16 protein-coding genes are annotated in these 18,018 nt (G+C 73.2%); 4 read left to right on the top strand and 12 right to left on the bottom strand.

From position 1 onward, the window contains the following. Positions 1 to 23 precede the first annotated feature (23 nt). Positions 24 to 950 (bottom strand): TauD/TfdA family dioxygenase, encoded by a 927-nt coding sequence (locus tag Sco07f_RS08050; protein WP_108987364.1) that lies wholly within the window; start codon positions 948 to 950, stop codon positions 24 to 26. 422 nt (positions 951 to 1,372) lie between these two features. Between Sco07f_RS08050 and Sco07f_RS08045 the strand changes: the two genes are divergently transcribed. Beyond that, positions 1,373 to 1,828 carry a flavin reductase family protein gene (locus tag Sco07f_RS08045; RefSeq protein WP_244942005.1) on the top strand — a complete coding sequence of 152 codons (456 nt, stop codon included), beginning with the start codon at positions 1,373 to 1,375 and terminating at the stop codon, positions 1,826 to 1,828. Positions 1,829 to 1,901: 73 nt separating this feature from the next. Here the strand turns inward: Sco07f_RS08045 and Sco07f_RS08040 are convergent, their stop codons facing one another. Further along, positions 1,902 to 2,987 carry a LuxR C-terminal-related transcriptional regulator gene (locus tag Sco07f_RS08040; protein WP_244942004.1) on the bottom strand — a complete coding sequence of 362 codons (1,086 nt, stop codon included), beginning with the start codon at positions 2,985 to 2,987 and terminating at the stop codon, positions 1,902 to 1,904. A 170-nt stretch (positions 2,988 to 3,157) separates the two neighbouring features. Continuing rightward, a complete protein-coding gene (locus Sco07f_RS08035) occupies positions 3,158 to 3,382 on the bottom strand; it encodes a hypothetical protein (RefSeq protein ID WP_007389844.1) in 225 nt (74 codons plus the stop codon). A 419-nt stretch (positions 3,383 to 3,801) separates the two neighbouring features. Here Sco07f_RS08035 and Sco07f_RS08030 point away from each other — a divergent pair, with 419 nt between their 5' ends. Further along, positions 3,802 to 4,020 (top strand): MbtH family protein, encoded by a 219-nt coding sequence (locus tag Sco07f_RS08030; protein ID WP_007389846.1) that lies wholly within the window; start codon positions 3,802 to 3,804, stop codon positions 4,018 to 4,020. A gap of 85 nt (positions 4,021 to 4,105) precedes the next feature. Here the strand turns inward: Sco07f_RS08030 and Sco07f_RS08025 are convergent, their stop codons facing one another. From Sco07f_RS08025 to Sco07f_RS07995, 7 genes are all read right to left on the bottom strand, one after another. After that, positions 4,106 to 4,387: an acyl carrier protein gene (locus Sco07f_RS08025; protein WP_108987363.1), complete on the bottom strand. Its 282-nt coding sequence runs from the start codon at positions 4,385 to 4,387 to the stop codon at positions 4,106 to 4,108. Positions 4,388 to 4,445: 58 nt separating this feature from the next. After that, positions 4,446 to 6,128, bottom strand: a complete 1,683-nt coding sequence (locus Sco07f_RS08020; RefSeq protein ID WP_108987362.1) for an acyl-CoA dehydrogenase family protein — start codon at positions 6,126 to 6,128, stop codon at positions 4,446 to 4,448. After that, positions 6,125 to 7,993 carry an acyl-CoA dehydrogenase family protein gene (locus tag Sco07f_RS08015; RefSeq protein ID WP_159106930.1) on the bottom strand — a complete coding sequence of 623 codons (1,869 nt, stop codon included), beginning with the start codon at positions 7,991 to 7,993 and terminating at the stop codon, positions 6,125 to 6,127. Before Sco07f_RS08015 ends, Sco07f_RS08020 begins: the two co-directional genes overlap by 4 nt. Further along, positions 7,990 to 9,771, bottom strand: a complete 1,782-nt coding sequence (locus tag Sco07f_RS08010; protein ID WP_108987360.1) for a fatty acyl-AMP ligase — start codon at positions 9,769 to 9,771, stop codon at positions 7,990 to 7,992. Before Sco07f_RS08010 ends, Sco07f_RS08015 begins: the two co-directional genes overlap by 4 nt. A 60-nt stretch (positions 9,772 to 9,831) precedes the next feature. Continuing rightward, positions 9,832 to 10,515 (bottom strand): thioesterase II family protein, encoded by a 684-nt coding sequence (locus Sco07f_RS08005; RefSeq protein ID WP_244942003.1) that lies wholly within the window; start codon positions 10,513 to 10,515, stop codon positions 9,832 to 9,834. Positions 10,516 to 10,768: 253 nt separating this feature from the next. Further along, positions 10,769 to 13,171, bottom strand: coding sequence for an ABC transporter permease (locus tag Sco07f_RS08000; protein ID WP_108987359.1), 2,403 nt, complete (start codon positions 13,169 to 13,171; stop codon positions 10,769 to 10,771). Between the two features lie 5 nt (positions 13,172 to 13,176). Then, positions 13,177 to 13,947 (bottom strand): ABC transporter ATP-binding protein, encoded by a 771-nt coding sequence (locus Sco07f_RS07995; RefSeq protein WP_007451950.1) that lies wholly within the window; start codon positions 13,945 to 13,947, stop codon positions 13,177 to 13,179. A gap of 126 nt (positions 13,948 to 14,073) precedes the next feature. Between Sco07f_RS07995 and Sco07f_RS07990 the strand changes: the two genes are divergently transcribed. Together Sco07f_RS07990 and Sco07f_RS07985 are read left to right on the top strand one after the other, a co-directional pair. Further along, a complete protein-coding gene (locus Sco07f_RS07990) occupies positions 14,074 to 15,291 on the top strand; it encodes a sensor histidine kinase (RefSeq protein ID WP_042826613.1) in 1,218 nt (405 codons plus the stop codon). Continuing rightward, complete coding sequence (locus Sco07f_RS07985) at positions 15,276 to 15,923, top strand: response regulator (protein ID WP_007451941.1); 648 nt, start codon at positions 15,276 to 15,278, stop codon at positions 15,921 to 15,923. The genes Sco07f_RS07990 and Sco07f_RS07985 overlap by 16 nt, the downstream gene beginning before the upstream one ends. 56 nt (positions 15,924 to 15,979) lie before the next feature. On the opposite strand, the gene Sco07f_RS07980 is transcribed toward Sco07f_RS07985, so the two are convergent. Both Sco07f_RS07980 and Sco07f_RS07975 read right to left on the bottom strand, forming a co-directional pair. Next, positions 15,980 to 16,924 carry a TauD/TfdA family dioxygenase gene (locus Sco07f_RS07980; RefSeq protein ID WP_087790061.1) on the bottom strand — a complete coding sequence of 315 codons (945 nt, stop codon included), beginning with the start codon at positions 16,922 to 16,924 and terminating at the stop codon, positions 15,980 to 15,982. Positions 16,925 to 16,938: 14 nt separating this feature from the next. Further along, positions 16,939 to 17,979, bottom strand: coding sequence for a MupA/Atu3671 family FMN-dependent luciferase-like monooxygenase (locus Sco07f_RS07975; protein WP_007451947.1), 1,041 nt, complete (start codon positions 17,977 to 17,979; stop codon positions 16,939 to 16,941). Between the last annotated feature and the right edge of the window lie 39 nt (positions 17,980 to 18,018).

The following is an 18,018-nucleotide window of genomic DNA, read 5'->3' as shown; positions in this document are numbered from 1 at the left end:
GGGGCGGTCCGGCCCACGCGCCGTCAGTCCGACATGGCGACGCAGACGCGGCGCGTCCCGGTGAAGGGGCGGCGGCCGTGGGCGAGTGACACGTTGTCGAGCAACAGCAGGTCGCCGCGGTTCCAGGGGATGTCGACGGCCATGGCGAAACCGCGGCAGCAGATCTCGGTCACCGTGCGGCCGGGGATGGAGGAACCGTCCGCGAAGGTGACGTTCCACGGCAGCCGGCCCTCGGGCAGGACCCGCGCCAGCGCCTCGCGGTGCCCGGAGCCGGCCGGGTGCCAGCGGTGGATCTGGTTGAACCACATCTCGGTGCCGGTGACCGGGTGCCTGACGGTGGCGGGCAGGACCCGCGACACCTGGATCCCGCCGTCCGCCCTCCAGGACCACTCGTACCCGGTCGCGTCGAGGAACAGCTCGACCTGCTCCCGGCGGTCGGTGCCGAAGGCACTCTGCCAGCTCTCACCGATGCCGGAGCCGTCGTGGAAGTAGCGCACGTAGCGGACTCCGGGCGCCAGGCGCTCGAGCAGTGCGGGATCGAGGGCGGCGAGCCATCCCGCCGAGTCCACCACCACACTGGCGCCGCCGGTGAGCGGGGCGGTGTCGCAGTACAGGGCGAGGCGCGTGGGCCAGGCGTGCGCGGCGCTCATCTTGTGGAACGGCCAGACGGTGGTGTCCGGCCGGCCGGTCCGGGTGTGCCACACGGCGTGGACGGCCGGGGCGCGCGATCCCGCGTCCGGTCCGGACCCGGTCGCGAGCAGCGGAGCGAGGACGTCGGGGAGTGTCTCGGCCGTGATGTCGAAACCCCTGAAGACCAGGGCCTTCTCCTCTGCGAGCAGACCGGTGAGCTCCTGCGGCCCCAGCTCCGTGAGGCGTTGCACGAGTTCCTCGGGACCGCCGACGCCCCCCGGGTCCATCTCCAGCGGCGTCCAGTTCTCCAACCTCACCACACGGCCTTTCTCCGACATCGCAACAGGAAGGCCGGTGGGGGGACAGGAGGGTACGCCGGCGGCCCACGGCACGCCGCTCATCAAAGAACGCCCGCCTACGGCATTCCTATGGCGACGGCGGAGTCCGGACGAACGGCGCCCGCAGGACACGGAAGTGCCGGGGCACGGGGGCGAACACCGCCCAGTGCGGCAGCAGTTGGACGCGTTCAGGCACCGAGGGTCCCACAGGTTGCGCGGCCGGGCCGAACCGCCGCGTGTAGACCCGATGTAGGGGGCGCGGGGAGCGTGAGCACCCGGCGTGCGCCCCGCGGCGCGTCGACCGCCGTCCCCTGCCCTGTGAGGTTCGCGTGTACACGACCGCCACCGCCCTCCGCTTCGACCGGAGCCGTTTTCGCGATGTGCTCGGCCGCTTCTGTACGGGGGTGACGATCATCTCCGCCGTCCACGACGGCAGACCGGCCGGCTTCGCCTGCCAGTCCTTCGCCTCGCTCTCCCTCGATCCGCCGCTGGTGTCCTACGCGGTGGCCGAGACGTCGACGACCGGCCCCCGCATCGAACAGTCGGGGGCCTTCTGCGCGACGGTGCTCAAAGCCGACCAGGGCGACCTGTGCCGCGGATTCGGCCGTTCCGGCGCGGACAAGTTCGCCGGTGTGGACTGGCGGCCGGCCGACGGCACCGGGTCCCCGCGGATCGCCGGCGGTCTCGCCTGGGTGGACTGCCGGATCGAGACCGTGATCCCCGCCGGGGACCACAGGATCGTGGTGGGCCGGGTGGTGGACCTCAGTACACCGGAGAACGCCGACGACGCCCTTCCGCTGCTGTACTACCGGGGCGCGTTCCTCGGCCCGCAGGCCGTGCCCGGCCCCGCGGCGGCCTGACCGCTCGGCGCGGGCGGGCCGGCCGCCGGACCCGGACGCGCCCCGTCCGGGCGGGCGGCGGTGCCGCCCGGGGTCAGCGGCCGGCCAGCCGGCTCCCGGTCGGGGCGTCCGCGTCCGCGCCGCCGGGCGGTGCCAGGTCGAGGAGGTCGGCGAGGCCGCCCTCGGGTGTCCCGTCCTCGTCCGGGTGCTCGCCGAGCCAGCCCAGGTGGGCCGCACGCAGGCCCGCCTGGAAACGGCTCCTGGCGCCGAGCCGGGCCATCAGTTCCGCGGTGATCCGGCGGCCGGTGCGTACCGACACCCCGAGTTTGCGCGCCACTCCCTCGTCGGTGAGCCCTTCGCTGAGCAGCCGCAGAACGGCTCGCTCCTGGCCGGTGAGGCCTCTGGCGTCGGTGCTCGTGCGCTGCTTGCGGGCGGTGGTGACGGGCGCCGCCCGCTCCCACACCATCCGGAAGAGCTCGGAGAGGGTGGCCAGTGTCCCCCGGCCCCGGAACAGCAGGGCGCCCTCGCTGCTGTTGTCCGGGTCCATCGGCACGATGGCCGCCTCCCCGTCGAAGATGATCATGCGGGCGGGCAGCGAGGCCACGGTCCGGACGTTGTTGCCGAGGCCCACCAGCCAGCGCGCGTGCTCCACCGTCGCGGGATCGTTGTAGATGCTGTCCAGGTAGACGGTGCGCATCACGACGCCCCGGCTCCGCAGCGCCTCCGTGAGGGGACGGCTCGCCTCCCGGTTGTCCCGGGTCTGGTGCCCGCCGGGCGCGAAGGCCACGAGACTGCGGCTGCAGTCGGCGCTCAGTTCCTGTATGCGGTCGCGAATCCGGTCGAGGCCCTGCAACTGCTCGACCTCGTAGCGCTCACTGCGGCTGCGCTGCGCCGCGAACTCCTCGGTCAGCCGGGCCACTTCGACTCGTGTATCGGCTATCTGACGCTGCCGGGTGCGCAGGTCGGCCTCCTGCCGGGCGAGCAGGGCCTGGAGTCCGACGTCGGGGCTGATCGCCCGCACCCGGCCGGGATTCTCCCAGGAGGGCCGGATCAGGCCGAGGCGCACACACTCGTCCAGCGCTTCCCTTACCATCTCCGCCGGACGGCCGACCAACGCGGCCAATTCCTCGACCGATCCCCCGGAGCCCAGTAAAGAAGCCCTGTAGACCTCGGTAGCCACCGCACTCAATCCTATGGGCTCAAGCACAACGTCCCACTCCCCCGTCGAACGAAAGTCCTGATCCAAGCCTGTCGCGACGGCGGCAGACTAACACGCCCCACAAACGGGCGGGTTATGCCGGAACGGACCTCCTGGGCCGGGAGAACGGGCCCGTCAGGGGCAAAGGGAGATCATCCGGCGGAGTCGGCAACGACGAGCTGCCAGCCGGGCTCTCCGGGAACTCTCTGCCAGCCCGGCTCGTCGGCGAGTTCGAAGGTGATCTCCACGCCCTTTGCCGGCGGGGTCTGCCAGCCGGGGTCCGCGGCGAACGCGTCGGCGCAGGTGACGGGTCCGAGCCCGAGTGCGATCACGGCGACGGCTACGGCGGAAATCTTCTGGAATGCCGCGGACCTCATCGATGAACTCCTCTTTCTCGAGTGGGTGGAACACCTGGACCTTCTGTTTGCTCCCGGCGTTCGCACCCGCTTCGGAGCGACGCTCGGCATACGAGGATTCTTGCTCCGGCGGCCCGGCCTTCTCCAGCGTTCGGCCTGTCAGCCTGCTGCGTTGGCAGTGAACTGACAGCGGCCGCTCTCCCCCGTCCGGAGCTCTCCGACGCCGTTCACCACGGGTGTCGGCGGAATACGGAACCTCATCTACCGGATATCCGGATCGACTCGGTCCGGATATCCGGAGGTCTCCGGTCTCTTTCCGTTCCCCCGTGGCAGTTTGTGGCCAGGGGAAGGGTGTGCGGCGGGCGTCGTAGGAATGGTGTAGATCCGCGCCCCAGGCTCGTGCCGACCCCATTTCCGCACGCGATCTGTGAGGTGGCATCGTGGCCAATCCGTTCGAGAATGACGAGGCGTCGTACTTCGTGCTCGTCAACGACGAGGGCCAGCACTCGCTGTGGCCGGCATTCGCCGAGATCCCGGAGGGCTGGCAGAAGGCGCACGGCGAGGACACCCGCGCGGCCTGCCTCGCCTACGTGGAGGAGAACTGGACCGACATGCGTCCCCTCAGCCTGGTCCGGGCGATGGCGGGCGACGCCGCCTGAGCCGAGGGACGCGAAGGGACGCGAAGGGGGCCGCGGTGGGAGAACCACCGCGGCCCCCTCGCGTGCGCCGGGGCCGGCGGGACCGTCAGGCGGCCGGCGAGCGCTCGCCCAGCTCGGCGGCCAGGAACTCGGCGAGCTGGGCGATGGTCGGGTAGTCCCATATCGCGGTGGGGTCCACGACGGTGCCGAGCTGGTCCTCCACGTCGGCGGCGAAGGCCACCACGGCGATGGAGTCGAGCCCGTACTCGCCCAGCTGGCGGTGCGGGTCGACGGGCTCCGTGACGTCCGGCAGGTACTCCGCGACGCGGTCGGTCAGCCAGCTCTGGAGCTGGGCGGGGACGGTGGGGTCGAAGGCGAACGTGGTCATCGGGTCTCCTCGAAGGTGCGGTGTGTGTGGGGGGCGGTCGTGGGGCCGGACGACGGGCTCACAGGTACGGGCGCGCGTCGAGCCCGAAGGACAGCCCGCGGTCGTCGCGGTCCGTCAGCTCGGCGATCAGCGCGTCCTCGGCCCCGGCCGGCAGCTGCGCGCCCGACGGCCGCTCCAGGGCGGCCAGCCGGGTCAGCGCGGCGGCCAGCCAGTGCGGGCCGGCGAGGAAGTCGCCGTCCGCGGCCATCCGGTGGACGCCGAGGCAGGCGGCGGCGGCGAGCGCCACGGTGTAGCGCGCCGCGAGCCGGCGCACCGGCACCTCGGCGTCGATGGCCAGCTGCCGCGGCCGCAGGGACGCACCGGCCCCGGCGAGGGCGGCGAAGGCGCGTACGTGTTCCTCGGCGAGCGGGCGGACGGCGGCGGGCAGCTCGTCGTCGAGCACGGTGCCGAGGGAGGCGGCGAGGCAGTCCCGGCCGCCGGAGGCCAGCCGCAGGGCGGGCAGATCGAGTGCGGGCAGTACGGCCTCCGCGCCGAACAGGGAGTCCGGGGCCGGTGCCGGCTCGCGCGCCGAGCGCCGGAGGAGCCCCGGCAGCTGGGGCAGCAGGGCGGACAGGCAGGCCGCCCGGGCGATGTGGCCGAAAGCGACCGGCTTGACGTCCCGGGCGAGTTTCTGGAACACGGCGTGCTCGCCGTCGCGCCGGTAGAACTCCGAGCCCATCACCGTGGACAGCCGCTCCAGGGCCTCCGTGAGGACGCCTGCGACCAGGTACTTCACCGCGGGCGCGTGCACGCTGCCGGACTCGGGACGAAGCTGCAGGGCACGGGTCGCGGCCTGGGAGAGCGCCTCGCAGACCAGCAGGTCGGCGAAGGTCTCGGCAAGGACGGTGCGCACGACGGGGATGGCCACCGCCTCCCGGCCGTAGAGCATGCGCCGCCGCGTGTGGTGCAGGGTGACGCGCAGGGCCGTGTCGAGCAGGGCGGTGGTCATCGCCGGCAGGGCCATCCGGGTCACCTGGAAGGCGCGGGCGGCCGTGTCGACGCCCGATCCCTCGGTGCCGAGCAGGGCGCCCGCGGGCACGTCGAGGCCGTCCACCTCCATGCCGCCGAGCCGGACGCCGCGCATGCCGACGGAGCGGAACCGCGGCAGGTGCCGTACCCGCGCCGGGTCCAGCCGGTCGGCGGTCAGGAACAGCTGCGAGCGCGAGCGCGGCCCGTCGTGCTCGCCGGTGCGGGCGAGGACGACCAGGGCGTCGGCCCGGTCCAGGTTGGCGATGGACTCCTTGCGCCCGCTCAGTCGCAGCCCGCCTTCGACGTGCCGGGCGGCGAAGGTGTTGGCGGCGATGTCATTGCCGTGCGCGAGCTCGTGGAAGGCGCAGGCGATCCTGCGGTTGTCCAGGAGCAGGGCGGCCGCGGCGGCGCGCTGCTCGGGCGAGCCGGCGGTCCACACGTTGACGGCGGCGAGGAGCTGGCCGGACCGGCCCAGGCCGAGGGCCGGGTCGCGCCGGTAGACCGAGCGCATCAGCTCGACCATGTGGTCGACACGGTCGAGGCGGCCGCCCAGCGCCGTGGGGACGAACTCCGCGTGCAGGCCGAAGTCGTCCAGGGCGGCCTCGGCCGCGGCGGCCGTCTCCTCCCGCTCGTCGGCGGCCACGGCCGCCCCGAAACCGGCCGGGTTGCCGGCGTCCCAGGGGTCGCCCAGCAGTTTCTCCAGATGGTCGGTACGGGATCCGATGCCGATCATGCGGCCTCCACCTCGTCGGAGCGTCGGTCGTCCGTCGCGGGAGCGCCGGACCGGGGCGCCGGGGCTCCTTGCCCGCCGGTCTCCCCGCCGCCGCGCAGGTCGTCGAGGTCGCCGCGCAGGTCGCCGAGGTCGCCGAGGTCGCCGCCCAGCAGCGTCGCCGGAGCGTCCGGGACGGTGGTCAGGAGCGTGCCGAGCTCGCCGTACACCTGCGTGGCGTCGGCCGGGGCGGCGTCCAGGGCTTCGAGGACCAGCGCGAGAACGCCGCGCAGCCACAGCCCGTCCACGCCCCACACGCCGTCGCGCAGCCGGGGCCGCGCACGGTGCAGGGCGAGTGCGGCCGCGCCCGCGAAGCACCACTCGTAGCGCTCGGCGAGCCTCATGGCGGCGGTGCTCGGCGGCCCCGCGGCGGGACGCAGCGATCCGATGTCGGCGCCCAGCCGCTCGCACGCCGCGAGCAGCGCGCGGGCCAGGCCGGTCGTGGCCGACTCGCCCTCCTCCGCGGCCAGTTCGGCCACCAGGCCCGGCAGGGCGCCCAGTACGGCGTCGCGCGGGGCCATCAGCCGCAGGCGCCGCGTGTCCAGCGGGTCCGGCTCGGAGTCCTCGCGCAGCCAGCGCGCCGGGGAGTCGGCGCCGACCGGGGCCGGCCGCCGTCCAGGGCGCAGCAGGGGCAGTACGGCGGCGAGTCCGGCGCGGTTGACCCACGTACTGCCGTCGAAGAGGGGGACGACCTGGTGGTCGCGCTCCAGCTTGGCGAAGCCGCCGTATCCCTCGACGTCCGTGAGGAAGCCGCGCGCGCCCAGCAGGTCGCCGACCAGGCGCAGTTGCCCGGCGATCAGGCTCGGGACGAACGCCTTGGTGACGGCGGAGACGACGCTCAGCTGCTCCGGGACGTGGTGGGCGGCGAGGGCGGCGGTGTGGGCCACGGACTCGGCCAGGAACTGCCGGGCCACGGCCCGGCCCGCGACGTCGCGGGCGTGCGGCAGGTCGGCCAGGCCCCGGCCGTACAGGCGCCGTTGGCCGAGGAAGCGGCGCAGCAGCCCCAGCGCGTGGTCGCCCGCGCCCAGGGACAGCGACACGCACACGATGCGGGTCAGTTGCAGTGACTTGAGGACGAGTTCGAGGCCGCCGCCGACCGGGCCGACCACGGCGTGGGCGGGCAGCCGCGCGTCGTCGAACTCCAGGCCGCTGATGTCGGCCCCCCGGATGCCGTGCGTGGGCATCTTGGGCAGCGGACGGACCGTGCCCGCCGGGGTGGCGCGCCGGTCGAGCAGGAAGACGGTGAACCCGCGGGCGCCGCCGCCCGGTTCGGTGCGGGCGAGGACGCACATGAGGTTGCCCCGGGTGGCGTTGTTCACCGGCCATTTCCGGCCGCTGAGGCGCCAGCCGGAGCCGTGCCGGGTGGCGGTGAGCGCACCGGCGAGCAGGTCGCTGCCGCCGCCCGGTTCGGTCAGTCCCCACGCCACCGGTTCGCCCGCGAGGACCTGCCGGGCCAGCAGGTGGGCGGGACCGTCCTCGTCGGCGGCCCAGACGCAGACGCCGCCGAGGAAGGTCTTGCCGTGGGCCACGGCCACGGTCAGGTCGCGGGCGGCGATCCGGCGCAGCAGCGCGACGAACACGTCGAGGCGCTCCTGGCGTCCGCCGTGGCGGGCGGGGACGTAGAACTCCGGGAGTCCCCACGCGTCGAGCGCGGCACACGCCTCGGCCGGGAAGCTCTCCCGCTCCTCGTGCGCGGCGAGCAGCGCGGGGTCGAAGGGGCCTCCGGGCCGCGCCCATTCGGCCAGGGCCGCGTCGAGGCCCGCGACGGTGGGCCCCGCGTCCGCCGCGGTGTCCCGAAGCACGGCCTGCGGCACCGCGGGCGCGGTCACCGGGGCTCCCCCGCCGCGACGGGGACGGCCTGCGCGGCCGCCGGGTAGCCGTCGGCCCACAGCGGCTCCAGCTCACCGTTGGCGTACAGGGCGCGCATGGCGCCGCGCTGGACCTTCCCGCTGGTGGTGCGCCGCACCGCGCCGCGGCGCATCAGCAGGACGGAGTCGGCGCGCAGGCCGAACTCGCGGGCCACGGTGAGGCGGATGCCCGCCGCGAGACGGGCCAGTTCCTCGTCCTGGCCACGGCGCCGGACCTCGTGGATGACCACGAGCCGGCCGTCGGTGTCGTCGGCGCCGCCCGCCGCGACGGAGACGACCGAGCCGACGGTGTCCCGCAGCTCCTCGTGCTGGCGGCGCAGTTCGTGCTCGATGTCGTGCGGATAGATGTTCCGGCCCCGGACGATCAGCATCTCCTTGATCCGGCCGGTGACGTGGATCTCGCCGTCGACCAGGGCGCCGAGATCGCCGGTGCGCAGCCAGCCCCCGGCGTCGGCGGGGTCGTTCGCCACCCGGTTGCCGAACGTGGCCGCGGTGGCGTCGGGTCTGCGCCAGTAGCCCTCCACCACGAGCTCTCCGCGCAGCCAGATCTCGCCGACCGAGCCCTCCGGCAGGGCGTCGCCGGTGGCCGGGTCGACGACGCACGCCTCCAGGTGGCGCGGCTCGCCGCAGCTGACGAGTGTGCGGCCGGTGCCGTCGGCGGCGGCCACCACGCGGCCCGCTTCGAGCGCGTCGCTGTCGGCGGTGAGCACCCGCGGGACGCGGCCCGACGTCGTCGAGATCATCAGGGTGGTCTCGGCCATGCCGTAGCAGGGCGTGAGCTGTTCCGGTCGCAGGCCCGCGGGCGCGAACCGCTGCGCGAACTCCTCCAGGACGCTCGCCTTGACGGGCTCCGAGCCGCTGATGGTCCGGGTCCAGCGGGACAGGTCGAGGCCGGCGATGGAGTCCTCGGGGACGCGGGTCAGGCACAGCTCGTAGGCGAAGTTGGGGGCGGCGGACAGGCCGATGTCGAAGTGGTCGACGAGTTCCAGCCAGGCGCGCGGGCGGCGCAGGAAGGCCGCCGGGGTCATCAGGGCGATGCCGCGCCCGGCCAGCAGCGGGGTCAGGATGTGCCCCATCAGGCCCATGTCGTGGTAGTTGGGGATCCAGCCGCCGTAGCGCTGGCCCTCGCGGACCGACAGGTGGGTGTCGATGGCGAGCGCGTTCAGCAGCAGGTTGCGCTGGGTGACCCGGGCGCCCTTGGGATCGCTGGTGGAGCCCGAGGTGTACTGGAGCAGCGCCAGGTCGTGCGGGGCAGCGGCGTGCGGGGTGAACGGCTCGGTGAGGGGCTCCGGGTCGACGTCCGGGATCAGCACCGGGACGTCGAGCTCCTCGGCCGCGGCCCAGGTCAGTACGTCGTCCAGTTCGTCGGGGCCGGTGAGCACCGCCCCGATTCCGGCGTCCCGCGCGATCGCGCGCACCCGGCGCCGGTCCTGCTTGTAGCGGCCGGGCATCGACGAGGGCACCGGTACCAGGCCCGCGTAGAAGCAGCCGAGGATGGCGACGACGAACTCGGCGGAGTTCGGCAGCAGGAGCAGGGCGCGGTCGCCGGGCCGGCAGCTGCGCAGCAGGGTCACGGCGCAGCCGCGGGCGGCGCGGTCGAGCTGGTCGTAGGTCACCCATTGGGCGGTGGCGGGATCGGAGGGGTCGGGCACGATCGCGACGGCGCGGAAGTCGCCGCGTGTGCGCGCGTGCTCGGTGAGGATCTGGACGACGTTCGAGGCACCGGACAGGTCAGCCATGCTGCGCGTACTCCTGTGGTCGTGGGGTCGCCGCGGCGCGCTCGGCACCGGGCGTGCGGGTCAGGAACGGCGGCCCGGGAGCCAGGGGGTGATCTGGTCGAGCACCGGCTGCTCGTCGTCGAGGTAGAAGTGGCCGCCGGGCAGGACACGGGTGCCGAAGGCGTTGCCCGCGCAGGCCCGCCAGTGGGTCAGCTGCTCGGGCGAGACGTCCGGGTCGTCGCTGCCGCCGAGCACCAGCACGGGCGCGCGCACCGGGAGTGGCGGGGTGCGCAGGTATCCGGCCACGACGCCGAAGTCGGCGCGGATGGCGGGCAGCACCAGTTCCAGCAGCTCCGGGGAGTCGAGCAGGTCGGCGAAGTCGTCGTTGAGGCGGCTCAGTTCGTCGATGAGGCCCGCGTCGTCCAGGGTGTGCCGATCGTGGTTCTCGCGCTCGTGCGGGGCCCGCGACCCGGAGACGGCGAGCAGGTCCACGACCCGTCCGTGCCGGCGTTCCAGTTCGAGGGTGACCTCGTAGGCGACGATCGCGCCCATGCTGTGCCCGAACAGGGCGAGGGGTTCGCCCAGGAAGGGTTCGAGGGAGTCGGCGACCGGTCCGACCAGGTCGTCCATGGCGGCCGGCGGGGCCTCCCCGAGCCGGTCCTGCCGGCCGGGGTACTGCACGCCGTGCACCTCGACGTCGGCCGGCAGGCCCCCGGGCCAGGTGCGGTACGCCTGTGCGGTGCCGCCGGCGTGCGGGGCACACACGAGGCGGCACCTGGGCCGCGTCACCCGGCGGAACGTCTTGAGCCACCGCGATCGCGTGTTCAGGTCCTCAATGGTCACTGTCTTGGCCTCCCGTCGCGCTTGCGCCCACCAGCGAAACCACCGGCGCTATCCGGCCTCTATAAGCACGTGTGGAGGCGTTGCGCGGGCGTGGGCACGGCACGACGACGAAGCGGCGGCCCCCGGAAGTTCCGGGGGCCGCCGCTTCGTCGTCGTGCCGGGTGCTCGTACGGTCTCAGACCGCCTGCCGCTTCAGCGTCTTCGAGGTGACCGCGACTCCCGCGCACAGGGCCGCCACCAGGGTGCCGATGATGGCGAGGACCACGACGCCCGAGTTCAGGTGCAGGCCGACGTCCGACGAGGTGGACTCGGAGAGTCCGGCCGCCATGCCGGCCAGCGGGGGCAGGGTCACCAGCACGCCGAGGGCGGCGCCGATGACGATGACCAGGGTGGTCTCGCCGGCCGAGGTGAACAGGAGCTGGCGGACGGTGCCGCCGGCCGACTTCATCACGCCGAAGTCGCGGCGCCGGCCGTGCGCGGCCATGGCCATGGAGTTGGCGACGGCGATGACGCTGTAGCCGACGGCGATGACGATCAGCATCATGGCGAGGGACTCGGTGAGCTTGGCGTCGGTGTTGTAGTCGGCCAGGGCGTACTCGGCGGCGTCGTGCAGGGCGACTCCGGGGACCGCGGCCGAGGCCTTGGCGTCGCCGGGGACGAAGATGTCGTCGGTGAGCGCGGCCGGGTCGTGGGCGCGGACCAGGTCACGGGCGACCACGAAGTCTCCGCGGGCCGGGTCGTCGGGCAGCACCTGGGAGACGCGGAGCGTGACGGTCGCGCCGTCCGCGAACCGGACCGGGACCTCCTGGCCCTCCTTCAGACCGAGCGCACCGGCCGTCTTCTCGCCGAGCACCGCCTCGCCGGGCTTGTTCCACTTCGCGTTCCGGCTGCCGAGGACGTCGAGGACGGTGTACGAACCGGCCTCCTCGCCGTTCTTGCCGGGCGTCGTGTCGACGAAGGCCCGGGTCGGCAGCGCCGCCTTGCCCACGGGGTTGTCGGCGACGACCTCGTCGGTGTTTCCGGGCGTTCCGTCCGGCGTGACGATCGTCTGGCCGGCGACCTTCAGCGCCTCACCGGCCGGGTAGGCGACCCGCATGGTCGACACCATGCCGCTGAGCAGGACGGCGAAGCCGACGGCGGCGATCACCGGGGCGACCAGCGAGGCGGCGCGGCGCGGGTTGGCGACCAGCTCGGCCCGGACGAGGACCGGGGCGGCCTTGCCGCCGCGCTGGAACGGCGCGGTCAGGAACCGGCCGACCGGCCCGACGAACACCGGGGTGAGCAGGGCCGCCGCGACGATCAGCGTCATGGTGGCGGCGATCGCCATGTTGATGCGGTTGTCCGCGGTGGAGGTGGCGGTGCCGATCGCGAGCAGGACACCCAGGCCGAGCACGGTGAGACCGGCGATCCAACGACCGCGCCCCATGCCCATGTTGGCCGAGCGGCTGTCGAGCAGCGCCTCGATGGGGGCGACCTTGGCGGCCTTGCGGCCCGCGCTCCAGGCGCCGATCACGCTGACCCCGACACCGACGAGGGCGCCGGTGAGCAGCGGCCAGGCGGCGACGTCGATCTCCATGCCGGGCGGTGTGACGTCCAGGCCCTTGAGGATGGAGAGCAGCTGCGGCGTGGCGGCGACGCCCACGAGGCAGCCGGCGACCGAGCCGGCCAGCCCGACCACGGCGGCCTCACCGAGGATCATGCGCCGGATCTGCTTCGGCGAGGCGCCGATGGTGCGCAGCAGACCGATCTCGCGACGGCGCATCCCGGTGGACAGGACCAGCATGGAGGCGACCACGAACACCGTGGTGAACAGGCCGAGGAGGGCCATGGCGCTGATCAGCTGGACGCCCAGGAAGCGCTTGTGCTCGATGTACTCCGGCTGGAGTTCGGACCGGCCGTCGCCGGAGACCACGCTGCCGCTGTCGCCGACGACCTTCTTCGCGCCGGAGACGATCGCGCCGGTGTCGGCGTCCTTGTCGGGGATCAGGGCGATGGCGGCCACGCCCGGCTGCTGCCCGGCCGCGAACTGCTCGCTGAAGTAGTAGCCGGGGCCGTCCACCGTGCCGACGACCCGGAACTGCTCGCGGCCCTCGGTGATGTTGACGGTCAGCTCGCTGCCCACGGCGGCGCCGAGGTCGCGGTCGACGACGACCTCGTTCGCGGCGGCGGGGGCACGGCCGGAGACCAGCTTGTACGGCGCCATCTGCGCGCTGCCGAAGCCGTGCCCGGACTCGTCGGCGCCCTCGTCGGTGACGGGCTCGCCGTTCCTGATCGCCTGGGCGTAGAAGGAGCGGTCGACCACGGCGTCGGCGACACCGGGGATCTTCTCCAGGCCGGAGACGAGCGGCTCGGCCTCGGAGGCGCTCCACGGCATCCGGTCCTCGGGGCTGCCGTCGGCGTCGACGGCCTGCGGCGGCAGGGCGAGGGCCGTGGTGCCCTCGTAGCGGGGCTGCACCTTGGCACGGGCGGAGTCGTAGATGACCAGGGTGGTGGTGATCAGGGCCACGCCGACCAGGACGGCGACGAAGGCGCCGAGGAATCCGGACCAGCGTTCACGGACGTTAGCGAGGATCAGCATGACGGTCAGGCCTCCAGCCGGGCCATGTGGGTGGCGATCGCGGCGGCGTGGTCGGCGCCGGCCTGTTGGTCGAGGTGGATCCGGTCGGCGATCCGGCCGTCCTTGAGGAAGACGACGACGTCGGCGTGGGCGGCGGCCACCGGGTCGTGGGTGACCATCAGGGTGGTCTGGCCCTCCTGGTCGACCAGCATCCGCATCATCCGCAGCACTTCGCGGGAGGTGGCGGTGTCCAGGGCGCCGGTCGGCTCGTCCGCGAAGAGGACGTCGGGCCGGGTGACGAGGGCGCGGGCGAGGGCGACGCGCTGCTGCTGGCCACCGGACATCTCGCTGGGGCGGTGCCCGGCGCGGTCGGCCAGTCCCACGGAGGCGAGCGCCGCGGAGACCTGCTCGCGGCTGACCTTGCGGCCGGCGAACCGGGAGGGCAGCTCGACGTTCTGCGCCGCCGTCAGGGACTCCACCAGGTTGAAGGCCTGGAACACGAAGCCGACGTGCTTGCGGCGCAGTTCGGTGCGCTGCATCTCGTTCTGCCGGCCGATGTCCACGCCGGCCAGGACGATCTGCCCGTCCGACGGCTGCTCGAGGCCGGCCGCGCACTGGAGCAGGGTCGACTTGCCGGATCCGGAGGGGCCCATGATCGCGGTGAAGGTGCCGCGGCGGAAGGAGAGCGACACGCCGTCCAGGGCGGTGACCTGCCGTCCGCCGGTGCCGTGGACCTTGCGCACCGCGTGGAGTTCGACCGCGTCCTGCGTGGGGGTGATGTGGCTCGTCGTCGTCATGCTCAGATTCCACTGCACCGCAGGGGGTCCGGGCACTGACCCGCTCTCTACTCCTGGGGTAGAGGCAGCTCTACCTCTCCCGCGTTCTCGGAGATCCGCGAGAGACGCCGTGGTTACGTTGGCCGTATGCAACCCACAACGGCCTGGCAGGCCATGGCCCAGCGCCCGCTGAGCTTCCTGACCTCCAGCTGGCCCTGGCGGTCCCTCGCGTACCTGAGCGGCGGTGTCCTGGTCGGGGCCGCGGCGGTGCTCTTCTTCGCCCTCGGCCTGGCCGCGGGCCTGGTCCTCCTGGTCGTGCTGATCGGTGTCGCGCCCCTGGTCGGCCTGGTCTTCACCTCCACCGTGGTCGCCACGGTGGAGCGCCGCCGGCTGCGTCTGGTCGACCTCGACCGGGTCAGCGACCCGCACCGCGCCCCGGAGGCCCCGGGGCTGCGCGGCTGGGTCGCCACCCGGCTCAAGGAGCAGGCGACGTGGCGGGAGCTGATGTTCACGCTGCTGTCGGCGGTCGCCCTGTGGTGGCTCGACCTGATGGTGCTCGGCTTCTCGTTCGGTCTGCCGGCCACGACGATCGCCTCGACCGACGGCGAGACCTGGCCGTGGACGGTGTTCGGCGTGCTGGTGCTGCTCTCGACGCCGTACACGGTGACGTCGTGGGCGGGCGCGCGCGCCGCCATGGCCCGCTCCTTCCTCGCCCCGCGCGACCGGGAGCTGGGCGAGGAGCTGCGCGAGGTGCGCGCCTCCCAGTCCCGGCTGCTGGACTCCTTCGACGCCGAGCGGATCCGCATCGAGCGCGACCTGCACGACGGGGCCCAGCAGCATCTGGTGTCGCTGGGCATGACGCTGGGCCTGATGCGCCTGGACGTCGAGCCGGGATCGCCGCAGGACGAGCTGCTCACCCGGGCCGAACGTCAGCTGTCGACGGCCCACCAGGAGCTGCGGGCCCTGATCCGGGGGCTCAACCCCCCGGTGCTCGCCGATCACGGGCTCGTCGCCGCCATCGAGGACTACGCGGGCCGCTTCCCGATCCCGGTGACGGTCGATCTGAACCTGCCCGAGCGGCTGCCCAGGAAGCTGGAGACGACGATGTACTACCTGATCAACGAGGCCATGACGAACATCGCCAAACACAGCGGTGCCAGGACCGCCGCGGTACGCGGTCGCTATCATTCCGATCTGTTGGTTCTCGACATCAAGGACGACGGCCGGGGCGGGCTCGACCCCGCGGGCAGTGGTGTGACGGGTCTCGCGGACCGGGTCACCGCCCTCGACGGCCGGATGCGGGTGTCGAGTCCGTCCGGTGGTCCGACCCTGTTGCACGTGGAGGTTCCGTGTCGCTTCGCCTGATCGTGGCCGAGGACGCCGTCCTGTTGCGCGAAGGGCTGGTCGGGCTGCTCGAACGCGTCGGACACGAGGTGGTGACGGCGGTCGGCGACGCCGACGCCCTGCTCGCGGCGGTCCGCGCCGACCGCCCGGACCTGATCGTCACGGACGTGCGGATGCCGCCGTCGCTCGGCGACGACGGGCTGCGGGCGTCGGTCGAGCTGCGGGCGGAGTTCCCCGGGCTGCCCGTGCTCGTGCTCAGCCAGTACGTGGAACGCTCGTACGCCCTGCGGCTGTTGGACTCGGGCGGCGGTGCCGGGGTGGGCTATCTGCTCAAGGAGCGGGTGAGCGCGGTGGCGGACTTCACGGCCGCGATCGAGCGGGTCGCGGCCGGCGGGACGGTGGTGGACCCCGAGGTCATCCACCAGCTGGTCCAACTGCGCCAGGACCCGCTGGAGCGGCTCAGCGCCAGGGAACGCGAGGTGCTCTCACTGATCGCGCAGGGCCGCACCAACGCGACGCTGGCCAAGCAGCTGTTCATCAGCGAGGCGGCCGTGAACAAGCACATCGGCAACATCTTCACCAAGCTGGACCTCCCGGTGGACACCGAGGGGCACCGCCGGGTGCTGGCGGTACTGGCGTACCTGCGGGCGTGACAAGGCGGCCCGCCGGGGAGTCTTCCGTCCCCGGGGGCCGCCGTGCCGGGGGCCGCTCAGTCGCACATGGCGACCAGGATGCGGCGGGTGCCCTCGAAGGGGCGGCGGCCGTGGCCCGTGAGGACGTTGTCGATGACGAGGACGTCGCCCTCGCGCCAGTCCACGTCCACGGCCAGCTCCAGGCCGACGTCACGGATGTGCGTGACGTACTCGTCGGGGATGAGGCCGCCGTCCGCGAACGTGACGTACTGCGGGAACTCCTCGGGCGCCAGGATGTCGTACAGCTCCTTGGAGGTCTCGTCGCCGAGGCCGGCCGGGTGCCACTGGTCGGCCTGGTTGAACCAGACCTCGACGCCCGTCACCGGGTGCGTGGTGGTGGCCTTGCGGTGCTGGACGACGCGGATGCCGTCCGGGCCCCACTCCCACTCGGCCTCCGCGGCCTTCAGGTAGCGCTCCACCTCGGCGCGGTCGTCGGTCTCGAAGGTGTCCTGCCAGCTCTTGCCGAGGCCGTAGCCGTCGTGCAGGTTCTGCACGTAGCGGATCCCGCCCGCGAACGCCTCCCGGACCTCGGGACGCAGGGAGGCGAGCCACAGCTCACCGTCCACGACGGGGGTCGCGCCGCCCGACTCGGCGGCCTTCTCGCAGTAGAAGGCGAGCCGCGACGGCCAGCGGCGGGCGTAGTTCAGCTCGTTGTGCATCGAGATGGTGAAGCGCTGCGGGTACTCGGTCGAGGTGTACAGGTTGCCCTTGACCCGGGTGCGCGGCGAGTTGCCGTGCACGTACGGCAGCCGGGTCGGCAGCAGCCGGTCGAGGACCGGGTCGATGGACTCCGGTGTGACCCCGAAGCCGCGGAAGACGAGCGCCTTGTGCTCGGTCAGCAGATCGGTCAGGCCCTCGGCGCCCAGGCCGGTCAGGTGCGCGGCCAGGTCACGGCCGCCGGCCCCGTCCTCGGTGATCTCGTGCGGGGCCCAGGTGGGGTTCTCGCTCAGGGTGGTGCTCATGACGTCTCCTGCTCCTATCGGGAGATGGTCTCGTTCAGCTTGCCGAGCTTCTCGATGCCTTCGAGTACGGCCCTCGGCTCCACGCCGAAGTCCACCAGGCAGCCGATCTCGTCGACGCCCAGCGCCTGTACACGCGGCACCAGTTCGGCGGCCCGTTCGACGCTGCCGAAGAGGCCGCCGCTCTCGAAGTAGCGGTCGAAGGCCCGGGCGGCGAGGTAGTCCATGTCGTCGGCGTTGAGCTGGGACAGGTCCGTGTCCTTGCCGGTGAACGACTTGGCGGTGAGGTTGGCGGAACTCTTCAGGTAGTGGGTGAAGGGCTCCCGCACCTGCTCGCGGACCTGGTCCAGGTCGTCACCGAGCAGGGTGTGCAGCATCAGCACGACGTGACCGGACCAGCCGTCGTGCTCCTCGGCGGCGACCCGCCGGTACTCGGCGATCTTCCCGGCGACCTCCTCCAGGGACTGGCCGAGCAGATGGGTCAGGATGCCGGCCTTCATCCGGGCGGCGGCCCGGAAGGTGTCGACGCCGCCGGCCGAGGTCAGCCACACCGGCAGCTCGGGCTGGACGGCGGGCGGGTAGGCGCGGATGTCGACCGGCCGGCCGAGCCCGTCCGTGGTGGACAGTGCCTCGCCGCGCCACAGCCGGCGCACCTCCTCGGCGGTGTCGCGGACCAGGGCGCGGCGGTCGGCGTGGTTCTCCGGGCGCAGCGCGAAGTCCACGGTGTTCCAGCCGGAGGCGAAGGCGACGCCCGCGCGGCCGCCGGACAGGTTGTCGACCACCGACCACTCCTCGGCGATCCGCGCCGGGTGGTGCAGCGGGGCGACGACGCTGCCGGCCCGGATGCCCACCCGCTGGGTGCACATCGCCACGGCGGCGCCGAGCACGGACGGGTTGGGGTAGGCCCCGCCGAAGGGGTCGAAGTGCCGCTCGGGGGTCCATACGGCGGCGAGGCCCGACCGGTCGGCGAGCTTCGCCCCCTCGATCAGCAGCTCGTAGCGGCCGGCCTCCCCCGGCGCGGTCGAGTCGTGCGCGAAATAGAACAGGCTCAGGTCCATGGACGGTCCTTCGGGTGGTCCGGGATTCGGGTGCGGGGT

The organism is Streptomyces coelicoflavus, assembly GCF_003112555.1.
Classification (GTDB): domain Bacteria; phylum Actinomycetota; class Actinomycetes; order Streptomycetales; family Streptomycetaceae; genus Streptomyces; species Streptomyces coelicoflavus.
This window is presented reverse-complemented; position numbering and strand designations above follow the sequence as displayed.

What these genes read in the sequence shown, in the direction of transcription:
- Sco07f_RS08035 (WP_007389844.1), bottom strand. Translation starts at nt 3,382, where the DNA reads ATGAGGTCCGCGGCATTCCAGAAGATTTCCGCCGTAGCCGTCGCCGTG.
- Sco07f_RS08025 (WP_108987363.1), bottom strand. Translation starts at nt 4,387, where the DNA reads ATGACCACGTTCGCCTTCGACCCCACCGTCCCCGCCCAGCTCCAGAGC.
- Sco07f_RS08020 (WP_108987362.1), bottom strand. Translation starts at nt 6,128, where the DNA reads ATGATCGGCATCGGATCCCGTACCGACCATCTGGAGAAACTGCTGGGC.
- Sco07f_RS08010 (WP_108987360.1), bottom strand. Translation starts at nt 9,771, where the DNA reads ATGGCTGACCTGTCCGGTGCCTCGAACGTCGTCCAGATCCTCACCGAG.
- Sco07f_RS08000 (WP_108987359.1), bottom strand. Translation starts at nt 13,171, where the DNA reads ATGCTGATCCTCGCTAACGTCCGTGAACGCTGGTCCGGATTCCTCGGC.
- Sco07f_RS07995 (WP_007451950.1), bottom strand. Translation starts at nt 13,947, where the DNA reads ATGACGACGACGAGCCACATCACCCCCACGCAGGACGCGGTCGAACTC.
- Sco07f_RS07990 (WP_042826613.1), top strand. Translation starts at nt 14,074, where the DNA reads ATGCAACCCACAACGGCCTGGCAGGCCATGGCCCAGCGCCCGCTGAGC.
- Sco07f_RS07980 (WP_087790061.1), bottom strand. Translation starts at nt 16,924, where the DNA reads ATGAGCACCACCCTGAGCGAGAACCCCACCTGGGCCCCGCACGAGATC.
- Sco07f_RS07975 (WP_007451947.1), bottom strand. Translation starts at nt 17,979, where the DNA reads ATGGACCTGAGCCTGTTCTATTTCGCGCACGACTCGACCGCGCCGGGG.